11 protein-coding genes are annotated in these 11,718 nt (G+C 38.2%); 10 read left to right on the forward strand and 1 reads right to left on the reverse strand.

Annotation, left to right across the window (positions count from 1 at the left end; all coding sequences use genetic code 11):
• The first annotated feature begins 7 nt into the window (after window positions 1-7).
• The 5 genes from pknB (at window position 8) to spoVM (ending at window position 4,565) form a co-directional block, all read left to right on the forward strand.
• Window positions 8-1,978, forward strand: coding sequence for a Stk1 family PASTA domain-containing Ser/Thr kinase (gene pknB, locus AB1279_RS08395; protein ID WP_429758404.1), 1,971 nt, complete (start codon window positions 8-10; stop codon window positions 1,976-1,978).
• A 131-nt stretch (window positions 1,979-2,109) separates the two neighbouring features.
• Entirely contained in the window at window positions 2,110-2,991 is an 882-nt protein-coding gene (gene rsgA, locus AB1279_RS08400) for a ribosome small subunit-dependent GTPase A (protein ID WP_429754180.1), read from the forward strand.
• Window positions 2,992-2,993: 2 nt separating this feature from the next.
• Complete coding sequence (gene rpe / locus AB1279_RS08405; protein ID WP_429761326.1) at window positions 2,994-3,638, forward strand: ribulose-phosphate 3-epimerase; 645 nt, start codon at window positions 2,994-2,996, stop codon at window positions 3,636-3,638.
• 139 nt (window positions 3,639-3,777) lie between these two features.
• Window positions 3,778-4,419 (forward strand): thiamine diphosphokinase, encoded by a 642-nt coding sequence (locus tag AB1279_RS08410; RefSeq protein WP_429758405.1) that lies wholly within the window; start codon window positions 3,778-3,780, stop codon window positions 4,417-4,419.
• Between the two features lie 65 nt (window positions 4,420-4,484).
• Window positions 4,485-4,565, forward strand: a complete 81-nt coding sequence (gene spoVM, locus AB1279_RS08415; RefSeq protein ID WP_098309662.1) for a stage V sporulation protein SpoVM — start codon at window positions 4,485-4,487, stop codon at window positions 4,563-4,565.
• Between the two features lie 73 nt (window positions 4,566-4,638).
• Here spoVM and rpmB read toward each other — a convergent pair whose 3' ends face one another.
• Window positions 4,639-4,827, reverse strand: coding sequence for a 50S ribosomal protein L28 (rpmB, locus tag AB1279_RS08420; RefSeq protein WP_012094952.1), 189 nt, complete (start codon window positions 4,825-4,827; stop codon window positions 4,639-4,641).
• Window positions 4,828-5,200: 373 nt separating this feature from the next.
• Between rpmB and AB1279_RS08425 the strand changes: the two genes are divergently transcribed.
• From AB1279_RS08425 to plsX, 5 genes are all read left to right on the forward strand, one after another.
• The gene (locus AB1279_RS08425; RefSeq protein WP_336483141.1) at window positions 5,201-5,563 is read left to right on the forward strand and encodes an Asp23/Gls24 family envelope stress response protein; all 363 of its coding nucleotides are present in this window, start codon (window positions 5,201-5,203) and stop codon (window positions 5,561-5,563) included.
• Between the two features lie 22 nt (window positions 5,564-5,585).
• Window positions 5,586-7,262, forward strand: a complete 1,677-nt coding sequence (locus tag AB1279_RS08430; RefSeq protein ID WP_429754183.1) for a DAK2 domain-containing protein — start codon at window positions 5,586-5,588, stop codon at window positions 7,260-7,262.
• A 738-nt stretch (window positions 7,263-8,000) separates the two neighbouring features.
• Window positions 8,001-10,049, forward strand: a complete 2,049-nt coding sequence (gene recG, locus AB1279_RS08435) for an ATP-dependent DNA helicase RecG (protein ID WP_429758406.1) — start codon at window positions 8,001-8,003, stop codon at window positions 10,047-10,049.
• An 87-nt stretch (window positions 10,050-10,136) separates the two neighbouring features.
• Window positions 10,137-10,727, forward strand: coding sequence for a transcription factor FapR (gene fapR / locus AB1279_RS08440; RefSeq protein WP_336483138.1), 591 nt, complete (start codon window positions 10,137-10,139; stop codon window positions 10,725-10,727).
• Window positions 10,724-11,716 (forward strand): phosphate acyltransferase PlsX, encoded by a 993-nt coding sequence (gene plsX, locus AB1279_RS08445; protein WP_429758407.1) that lies wholly within the window; start codon window positions 10,724-10,726, stop codon window positions 11,714-11,716. The genes fapR and plsX overlap by 4 nt, the downstream gene beginning before the upstream one ends.
• Window positions 11,717-11,718 lie beyond the last annotated feature (2 nt).

The raw sequence follows: 11,718 nt of genomic DNA on the forward strand, positions 1-11,718 counted from the left end.
TTACAACGTGATGATTGGAAGACGCCTAAATGACCGTTACAAACTGCTTAAAATGATTGGTGGCGGGGGAATGGCCAATGTATATTTGGCGCATGATGACATACTTGATCGTGATGTAGCTGTAAAGATGTTACGCCTTGATTATTCAAATAACGAGGAGTTTATTAAGCGTTTCCATCGAGAAGCTCAATCGGTCACAACGTTATCTCATCCAAATATTGTTAATATGTATGATGTCGGAGAAGAAGATGGAATTTATTATCTTGTTATGGAATATGTGCCTGGTCAAACGTTAAAGCAATACATACAACAGCGAGGTCTTCTTCCTGTAGGAGAAGCGCTTGATATTATGGAACAATTAACTGCTGCGATGGCTCATGCGCATCATTTTGAAATTGTTCACCGTGATATTAAGCCTCATAATATTTTAATTCGAAGTGATGGTGTTGTAAAGGTCACAGACTTTGGTATTGCAACAGCGACAAGCGCAACGACGATTACACATACAAATTCTGTTCTTGGTTCTGTTCATTATTTATCTCCTGAGCAGGCAAGAGGCGGTGTTGCCAATAAGCAATCAGATATTTATTCACTTGGAATTGTGATGTTTGAGCTATTAACAGGAAGGCCGCCGTTTTCTGGAGAATCTGCTGTTTCTATTGCTCTTAAACATTTGCAAAATGAAACACCATCTCCGAAAAGATGGAATCCTGATATTCCGCAAAGTGTAGAAAATATTATTTTGAAAGCAACAACGAAAGATCCATTTCATCGCTATCAATCTGCTAATGCAATGAAACGTGATATTGAAACAGCATTATATCCAGAACGAATAAATGAACAACCTTTCCATATACCTGAAGATATGGAAGCAACAAAGGCAATTCCTATCATTCAGCAGGAGCAATTGATAAATACAAATAGCGAAGAAACGATTGTTTTATCTGGAAATTCGAAAGAAGAAAAGCAGCAAAATGAAGTAAAACAAGAAGAACAACAAAAAAAGAAAAGCAATCGATGGCTCAAAATTTTACTTACGACTTTCATATTTTTAGTTGTGTGTGGAATATTGGCAGTGACAGTTATTCCAGGTTTCTTTATTCCAAAGGAAGTCAAAGTGCCGGATGTGTCTGGTATGACCTATGAAAAAGCTGTCAATACACTTGTTGATAAAGGGTTCGAATTGACGACACCGCAAGTTGTATATACAGATGAAGTGGAAGAAGGTAAGGCCATTAAAACAAATCCAGCGGCAGGACGGATTGTGAGAGAGAATACAAAAATCACGATTTTTCAATCAGGTGGAAAACAAAAGAAAAAAATGCCTAATTTAATTGGGAAAGAATATAATCAGATTAAAGATGAATTAACTCAATATAAGGGCGTTGTACCTTATTATATTGAAAGCGAAAAGCCGAAAGATGAAATTGTAGAACAAATTCCTGAAGCAGGACAATCTATTGTCGAGGAAGAACAAGAAATAAAAGTGTGGATTAGTAAGGGGCCGAAACAAATTCGACTTGTTGATTTTTCTGGTTGGACAGAAAATAGTGTGAATAGCTATTTAAACGATAAAAAGCTTGTGCCAGAAATAAAGAGAGAGTATTCAAATACAGTTGATAAAGGGCTTGTTATTTCGCAATCACCAAAGCCAGATACGAACTTAAAAGAAGGGACAAAAGTAACAATTGTTGTCTCTGATGGACCTAAAGAAAAGCCGACAAAAACTGTAAAAGTCGACAATATCCCAATCGAGTATCAAGCATCGGCAACTGGAGAGAAAAAACCACAAACAATTGAAATATATAAAGAAGATATGCAGAATACTATGGATAAGCCGTTTGAAACGAGAACGATAACAGAGTCTACGACAATTTCTCTTGAGTTTGTTATTCAAGAAGGAAAAAAAGGGCGTTATAAAATTGTTCGTGACGGAACGACGTTAATCGAAAAAGAAGTTCTGTATCCAACAGGGTAAAGTGAAACTCACGTTAGGAACTTATAAATGGTGAGTTGAACGAATCTCGTTCTAAAGTCTATTATGAATATCTATAAAAAGAAATTGGTTTTTTATGTTCTTTAGAACAAGATAAATGAAGGAGAGAATGTATGCCAGAAGGGAAAATTATAAAAGCTTTAAGTGGATTCTACTATGTGCAGCATGAAGAGGGGGTAACGCAGTGCCGAGGACGTGGTGTATTCCGTAAACATAAAATTACACCGCTTGTTGGCGATCAAGTCGTATTCCAAGCTGAAAATCCGAGCGAAGGATATGTTCTAGAAATATTAGAGCGAAAAAATGAACTTGTGCGCCCGCCGATTGCGAACGTTGATCAAGCGCTGCTTGTATTTTCTGCAGTAGAACCAGAGTTTAATCCATTGTTATTAGACCGTTTTTTAGTTTTAATCGAGTTTCATAATATTAAACCCATTATTTGTATCAGTAAGATGGATTTAATAGATGAGAAAACACGTGAAACAATTGAATCGTATGCACGGGATTACATTGCAATTGGTTACGATGTGGTATTTACTTCAACGACAACTTCAGAGAGCATAGAAGTATTAAAGCCGTTTTTACAAGGTTGTGTTTCTGTTGTAGCGGGTCAATCTGGTGTAGGGAAATCTTCTCTTTTAAACGTATTACGTCCAGATTTAGCGTTAAAAACGAGTGGAATTTCAGCTCATTTAGGGCGAGGTAAGCATACGACAAGACATGTGGAATTAATTGAAGTAGGAAGCGGCCTTGTTGCAGATACACCTGGGTTTAGTTCGCTGGATTTTATCGATATAGAAGTAGAAGATCTCACATATTGTTTTCCAGAATTGAAAGAACAGAGTCAATACTGTAAATTTAGAGGTTGTACACATCTTTCTGAGCCGAAGTGTGCGGTAAAAGATGCTGTAGAAGAAGGTGGCATTACACGCTATCGTTATGAGCACTACATGCAATTCGTTGAAGAAATTAGAGATAGAAAGCCGAGGTATTAATGATGATTAAAATTGCACCATCGATTTTATCAGCAGACTTTTCAAGATTGGGAGAAGAAATTAAAGATGTAGAAAAAGGCGGAGCGGATTACATACATGTCGATGTAATGGACGGGCATTTTGTTCCAAATATTACAATTGGTCCGCTGATTGTAGAAGCAATTCGTCCCATTACTTCTTTACCATTAGATGTTCATCTGATGATTGAAAATCCGGATCAGTACATTCCTACTTTTGCAAAAGCAGGAGCGGATATTATTACAGTACACGTAGAAGCGTGTCCGCATTTACATCGTACGATTCAATTAATCAAGTCGCATGGTATTAAAGCGGGTGTTGTTTTAAATCCACATACACCAGTTTCAATGATTGAGCATGTATTAGGAGATATAGATATGGTGTTACTTATGACGGTAAACCCAGGCTTTGGTGGTCAAAAGTTCATTCATGCTGTATTACCAAAAATTAAACAAGTTGCTGACATGGTTCGTGAACGCAATTTACAAGTAGAGATTGAAGTTGATGGCGGCGTTAATATAGAAACCGCGAAATTATGTGTAGAAGCAGGAGCTAATGTTCTCGTTGCAGGGTCCGCTGTATACAATCAAAAAGATCGCGGGGCAGCGATTGCGGCTATTCGTGGATAAAGTGAAACTTCCATCAGTGGGGGTTTTACTGCCCGCAAATAGCGGGATGAAAATGAGTCTGTAGATAGGTAAAATGGTTAAAGGAAAAGGTAATCTAGCTATTGGTAGATTGCCTTTTTTCTATAGAAGGAGAGAGAACATGATTATTCATATTTTAGCTGGAGGTCCAGTAGAGTGTTGGGCAGATTTTTCAAAATATGAGAGTGAAGAGGTTGTATGGGCAGCTGTTGATCGAGGAGTATATCGTTTGTTACAGCTTGGAATAACACCACAAGTAGCTTTTGGTGATTATGATTCTGTTACAGAAGAAGAGTTAGTATGGATGCAAAAACAAAAAGAAGACTTGCATATTGTACCGAAAGAAAAGGATCAAACGGATTTAGAGATTGCAATTAATTGGGCTTTAGAGCAAGAACCAGAACAAATTCGTATTTTTGGTGCAACAGGTGGAAGATTGGATCATAGTTTAGCAAACACTCAAATGCTACTAAAGGCCTTACGAGCAAATGTGAACATGAGCATTGTAGATTATAAAAATGAAATTTTTGTTAAAGAATCAGGTACATATACAATAGAAGAAAATTCATCATTTCCTTACCTATCTTTTGTTCCTGTTACAGAAATAGTATCGGGAATTACTCTTCGCGGTTTTAAATATCCTCTTACAGATAAAACGATAGAATGGGGATCAACACTTTGTATTAGTAATGAACTCGTTGCGGAAAAAGGTACTTTTTCATTTACTTCTGGCATATTAATGGTGATAAGAAGCACTGATTGAAGAACTACTTTTGTTGCTACGTCATATAGTAAACAAGTGGAGTAATGGGGATTAGGAGGGAAACCATGAGATTTTATACAATTAAGTTGCCGAAATTTCTTGGTGGAATTGTTCGCGCGGTGTTGAATACCTTTAAAAAGGAATAAAAAAAGCACCTGTTACCGGTGCTTTTTTCATGAGGATAATAAAAAAAGAGCCAAAAGGCTCTCTTTTTTATTATTAAACACGTTCGATTTTGCCAGATTTTAATGCTCTAGCAGAAACGTAAACACGTTGAACTTTACCGTTAATGCGTACGCGAACTTTTTGAAGGTTAGCGCCCCATTTACGTTTTGTAGCGTTCATTGCGTGAGAACGAGAGTTACCAGAACGAGCTTTTCTTCCAGTAATAGCACAAACACGAGCCATCTATATTTCCCTCCCTTAACTACCGTAACCTACGTAATTTTCAATGTTAGTCTTTTATGCGATGCTAAAAACACTACTATAATTTAACACAACTAAAAAGAGAATGCAACAGTGTATAAGAAAGAAATCAAGAAAAATTACTTGACACTATATGTAAGAAAAGCGGAAATCAAGAAAAATCACTTGACATATTATAGGGATATGTGTTGTATAATAAAAATGGACTATTGTGCTCATCATAAAAAGAAGTGCTATATTATTCTATAAATACGAGAGCAAAAGTAAAGAACGTTGGAATTTTTTTTGAAAAGATTATATGATAGTAATTAAAGTAGTCTAGCTCACTTTCACCATTTCTAAAGGGGGAAACGAGATGTCAATTGAAATCAAAACAAAGTTCGGTCAAATTGATATTAGTACAGATGTAATTGCAACAATTGCTGGAGGCGCTGCAGTAGATTGCTACGGCATCGTTGGTATGGCGTCAAAAAATCAATTAAAAGATGGATTAACAGAAATCTTACGAAAAGAAAATTTCACAAGAGGCGTTATTGTTCGTAAAGAGAATGATGAAGTACATATTGACATGTATATTATCGTGAGCTATGGTACAAAAATTTCAGAGGTAGCACACAATGTTCAAACGAAAGTGAAGTATACATTAGATCAAACAGTAGGACTAGCAGTAGATTCTGTAAACATCTACGTGCAAGGAGTAAAAGTAACAAACTTGTAATGTGCATTAAGGAGGAAAATCTGTGTCAATTCAAAAAATTGATGGGAAGCGTTTAGCCCAAATGATTCTGCAAGGGGCAAATAATTTAACAAATAACGTCAAGCTAGTTGATGCTTTAAACGTTTTTCCAGTTCCAGATGGCGATACCGGTACAAACATGAATTTATCGATGACTTCAGGAGCGCGAGAAGTAAAGAGAAATCCTTCTGAGCATGCTGGGAAAGTCGGAGTGAGCCTAGCGAAAGGATTATTAATGGGAGCACGTGGGAATTCTGGCGTAATTTTATCTCAGCTTTTCCGTGGTTTCTCAAAATCTATTGAGCAAAAAGAAACGTTAACAACAGTTGACTTTGCTGATGCTTTAGAAGCTGGTGTAGAAACTGCATATAAAGCAGTTATGAAACCGATTGAAGGAACGATTTTAACTGTTGCAAGAGAAACGAGTAAACATGCAGTCACAGTTGCGAAAAAACAACGCGACTTTGTTTTGTTTATGGAAGAAGTTGTGAAAGAGGCGAACGCATCTTTAAATCGTACGCCGGATTTATTACCTGTATTAAAGCAAGTTGGTGTTGTAGATAGCGGTGGTAAAGGCCTTGTTGTTGTGTATGAAGGCTTTTTAGCTGAGTTAAAAGGTGAAACAATTACTTCTGATGAGCCAGCGCAACCATCTATGAATGAAATGGTACGTGCAGAACATCACCGTAGTGTACAAAGCCAATTGAGTACAGAAGATATCACATATGGCTACTGTACAGAATTTATGGTCAAACTAGACGAAGAGAAGATGAAAGAACATAACTTCTCTGAGCAAAAATTCCGTGAAGATATTAGCGTGTACGGTGATTCATTGCTGGTTGTATCTGATGATGAAATCGTGAAAGTTCACATTCATGCAGAGCATCCTGGAGATGCAATGAACTACGGACAACGTTATGGTAGCCTAATTAATATTAAAGTAGAAAATATGCGTGAACAACATACTGCTTTATTAGATGAACCTGCAGTGATGCATGAAGAAGTGAAACAATCTGCAGAGAAGCAGCCTTACGGAATCGTAACGGTAGCGATGGGATCTGGTATTAAAGAATTGTTTGAAAGCATCGGCGCGACGGTAGTTATTGAAGGCGGTCAAACGATGAATCCAAGTACAGAGGATATTGTAAAAGCAATTGAAGAAGCAAATGCAGAAAAAGTTATTATTTTACCAAACAACGGTAATATTGTAATGGCTGCAGAACAAGCTGCTTCTGTATTGAACCAAGAGGTAATCGTTGTTCGTTCGAAAACAGTTCCGCAAGGTATGGCAGCTATGCTAGCATTCAATCCAGTAGGAACGCTGGAAGAAAATGCAGCAAATATGAATGAGGCGCTTACTCATGTGAAGACAGGCCAAATTACGTATGCGGTTCGTGATACAGAGATTGATGGTGTAACAATTCATAAAGATGATTTCATGTGCATTGCCGATGGGAAGATTGTATCAACGGATGCAAAGAAATTAGAAGCTGCGAAAAAGCTGTTAGAAAATATGCTTGATGAAGATGCAGAAATCTTAACGGTTTTACAAGGTGAAGATGCATCGGAAGAAGAGGTAGCTGCATTGGTAGCATTTGTAGAAGAAAAATTTGAAGATGTAGAGGTAGAGGTTCATAACGGAAATCAACCTATATATTCCTTCATTTTTTCTGTCGAATAAAGTGAAACTTCATCCCTGTTAGTGGTTAGCTCCGCTGATCGAACTTTGTATGTAGCGTATCTCCTTCGAAAATGGGATTGCTCTGCATAGGGTGAGACAATATAAATAATGAGAGGGCCTTACTAGCTAATGCAGTGAGGCTCTCTTTCTTGTTTATCCCGCATGAACGGGCAGTAAGCTCCCACCTCAAGATTCGGAGAAAATCGCTGTCTAGCTCTAGCGGCTAGAATCTCCGGTCGTTTCGCCCCCTCGGACGAGGCAAAAGGCACCTCTCTGCCTTGGGCGTGGGCGTCCTGCGATTCTGGGCGAACCGCTTCCGCTTTTCTACAGAAGATAGGTGTGGGCTAACTGCCCGTAAAAGTCCGATTGGTGAGAGCTTTCCATCAGTGGGGAATGAAGCACCCTCCTCCCCGCTGATGGAAGTTTCACTTTATCCTGCTATGCGCGGGCAGTAAGACCCCGTTGATGGAAATGCCGCTTTATAATTAGTGCTATATATGAATAAAATGGTAAGAAATAGAAATGGATAGCTGGAATTTGGATTGGTATATGCGGCTAGATAAGGGGGAAACGACTGTTCCGCTTTACTGATGCTATGGTAGAATAGGAGAGGTAGAGATTGCGTATTTAAAATGCGAATGGAGATATGTAGTCATTATGATGATATAACGTACAAGGAAAGAAGATACGTATTGTATGTGAAGAGTTAGGAATAAGATTTAACGGAGCGTGAAGATCTTGAATGAAGTTGTGCAAGTTCCGATTACGGATGTGAAAGGAATTGGAGAAGAAACAGCTGTATTATTAAATGAGATGGGGATTTTTACGGTTTCTGATTTACTAGAGCATTTTCCATATAGATACGAAGATTATGCGATGAAAGATTTAGCTGAAGTTAAGCACGAAGAACGTGTAACGGTGGAAGGTAAAGTACATAGTGCGCCGTTGTTGCAGTATTATGGAAAGAAGAAATCTCGTCTCACTGTACGTGTTCTCGTTGGGCGTTATTTAGTTACAGCCGTATGCTTTAATAGACCGTACTATAAGCAGAAATTAAATATTGATGAAACAATAACGATAACTGGGAAATGGGATCAACATCGTCAAACAATCTCGGTATCTGAACTGCACTTTGGTCCTGTTGTCCGTCAACAAGAAGTAGAACCGGTATATTCGGTTAAAGGGAAATTGACGGTAAAACAGATGCGGCGCTTTATTGCACAAGCATTTAAAGAATACGGTTCTTTTGTGAAAGAAGTACTGCCAGATGGGCTGTTGTCTCGTTATAAATTATTATCTCGTTACGAAGCGCTATATGCCTTGCATTTTCCTAGTGGACAAGAAGATATGAAACAGGCGCGCCGGCGCTTTGTATATGAAGAATTTTTCTTGTTCCAATTGAAAATGCAAGCACTTCGTAAAATGGAACGAGAAAGTTCAAAAGGGATAAAAAAAGATGTCTCTCTTGAGTTGCTAGAAGAGTTTATAGGTGCACTTCCTTTTCCTTTAACGAATGCGCAACATCGTGTAGTTTTGGAAATTATGAAAGATTTGCAGTCACCGTATCGGATGAATCGCTTACTACAAGGGGATGTAGGTTCGGGGAAAACGGTAGTTGCTGCCATTGCTTTATATGCGGCGAAATTAGCTGGGTATCAAGGAGCATTAATGGTACCGACAGAAATTTTGGCTGAGCAACATTATCAATCGCTCGTATCTACGTTTGCTCATTTTAATATGAATATTGAATTATTAACAAGTTCTGTAAAGGGAGCGCGTCGTCGTGAGGTATTAGCTAGACTAGAACAAGGAGAGATTGATATTCTTGTTGGAACGCATGCTTTAATTCAAGATGAAGTCATATTTCATAGGCTTGGACTTGTTATTACGGACGAACAACATCGTTTTGGTGTAGCGCAGCGCCGGGTTTTGAGAGAGAAAGGTGAAAGTCCAGATGTTTTATTTATGACGGCAACACCAATTCCTCGTACATTGGCGATTACTGCGTTTGGTGAAATGGATGTATCAATTATTGATGAGATGCCGGCAGGTCGTAAAGTAATTGAAACGTACTGGGCGAAACACGATATGTTTGAGCGTGTTCTTGGATTTGTTGAGAAAGAAGTGAAAAAAGGACGACAAGCATATGTCATTTGTCCGCTAATTGAAGAATCAGAGAAACTGGATGTGCAAAATGCAATTGATTTGCATAGTATGCTGACTCATCATTATCAAGGGAAATTTCAAGTTGGATTAATGCATGGACGCCTTTCTTCTCAGGAGAAAGATGAAGTAATGCAACAATTTAGTGAAAATAAAGTGCAAATTCTCATTTCGACAACAGTTGTAGAAGTTGGTGTGAACGTACCGAATGCAACGACAATGGTTATTTATGATGCGGAACGTTTTGGATTATCACAACTTCATCAACTTCGTGGTCGTGTAGGGCGTGGAAGTGAACAATCTTATTGTATTTTAATTGCTGATCCGAAATCAGAAACGGGAAAAGAGCGCATGCGTATTATGACAGAGACAAATGATGGCTTTGTGTTATCAGAAAAAGATTTGGAGCTGCGTGGTCCTGGAGATTTCTTTGGAAGTAAACAAAGTGGTTTACCTGAATTTAAAGTAGCTGATATGGTACATGATTATCGAGCATTAGAAACAGCTAGGCAAGATGCTGCTTTACTTGTGGATTCAACTGCATTTTGGCAAAGTGGGCAGTATGAAATGCTACGGAAATATTTAGAGAAGTCAGGTGTTTTTCAAGGAGAAAAGCTGGATTAAAGCGGAAGAAACAAAAAAATGTTGCATTCTGTATTTAATGCTTATATACTACTGTTAGTACCTAGTCATAAAAATGGATGGTGCGGAATGAAAAAAAGAAGGAAAAAAGAAAGACAAGAGTTGTTACAACATACAATAGAAGCAAATCCGTTTATTACGGATGAAGAATTAGCTGAACAATTTCAAGTGAGTATTCAAACGATTCGTCTCGATCGTATGGAACTTTCGATTCCGGAATTGCGAGAACGAATTAAACATGTAGCAACGAAACAACATGAAGAAGATGTAAAATCCTTACCGCTTGATGAAGTGGTAGGAGAAATTATTGATATAGAATTAGATAGACATGCGATTTCAATTTTTGAAGTGAAGGTAGAACATGTCTTTAAACGTAATCAAATTGCTCGTGGGCATCATTTATTTGCACAAGCGAACTCATTAGCTGTTGCTGTTATTGATGAAGAACTAGCTTTAACTGCAAAGTCCACCATTCGATATATTCGTCCTGTAAAATTAGGAGAGCGTGTTGTTGCAAAAGCGCGTGTTGAAGATGTGGAGAATGATAAAGGACGGACGGTTGTAAAAGTGCAAAGTTTTGTCGGAGATGAACTTGTTTTTAAAGGCACTTTTGAAATGTATCGATCTAGTAATTATAGTGAGGAAGGTAACAACTTATGAGAATCGTAATAGATGCAATGGGCGGCGATCATGCGCCAAAATCTGTCGTACTCGGAGCAATGAAGGCAATTAAACAATATTCAGATTTACATATTACATTAGTAGGAAAAGAAGACGAAATTCGTAAGTATTTAACAAGTGAAGAGCGTATTACTGTACTGCATACAGATGAAGTAATCGAAGGGACAGATGAGCCGGTACGAGCAGTACGTCGCAAAAAACAAGCTTCCATGGTACTTGCTGCGCAACAAGTAAAAGAAGGTGCAGCTGATGCTTGTATTTCCGCAGGGAATACGGGGGCTCTTATGGCAGCTGGATTATTTGTAATTGGACGTATAGAAGGGATTGAACGCCCTGCTCTTTCTCCTACTATGCCAACAGTAGACGGTAAAGGCTTTGTTATGTTAGATGTTGGAGCAAACGTTGATGCAAAAGCGATCCATTTATACCAATATGCTGTAATGGGATCTGTGTATGCAGAGAAAGTGAGAGGAATTGCTAATCCTCGCGTAGGTCTTTTAAATGTTGGAACTGAGGATGGAAAAGGAAACGAGCTTTCTAAACAAGTTTTTGCAATGTTAAAAGATGCACCGATTAACTTTGTTGGAAATGTAGAATCACGAGACTTATTAAACGGCGTAGCTGATGTGGTTGTTTGTGATGGATTTACCGGAAATGTTGCCCTTAAAACGTTAGAGGGTACTGCACTTGCATTATTCTCGATGCTAAAAGAGCAATTGATGAGTTCGTTTACAAGTAAACTAGCGGCGGCGGTATTAAAACCAAAGCTTATGGTGTTAAAAGATAAAATGGATTATTCAGAGTATGGAGGAGCGGCTTTATTTGGATTGAAAGCTCCTGTCATCAAAGCGCACGGTTCCTCCAATGACCAATCGATTTTTAGTGCGATTCGTCAAACTAGAGAAATGGTAGCGAAGGAAGTTATTCCTACTATTACGAGTGTAATAGAGGAGGAGCCGCTTCAATAATG

It is taken from the genome of Bacillus sp. S14(2024) (assembly GCF_050473785.1).
Taxonomy (GTDB): domain Bacteria; phylum Bacillota; class Bacilli; order Bacillales; family Bacillaceae_G; genus Bacillus_A; species Bacillus_A yunxiaonensis.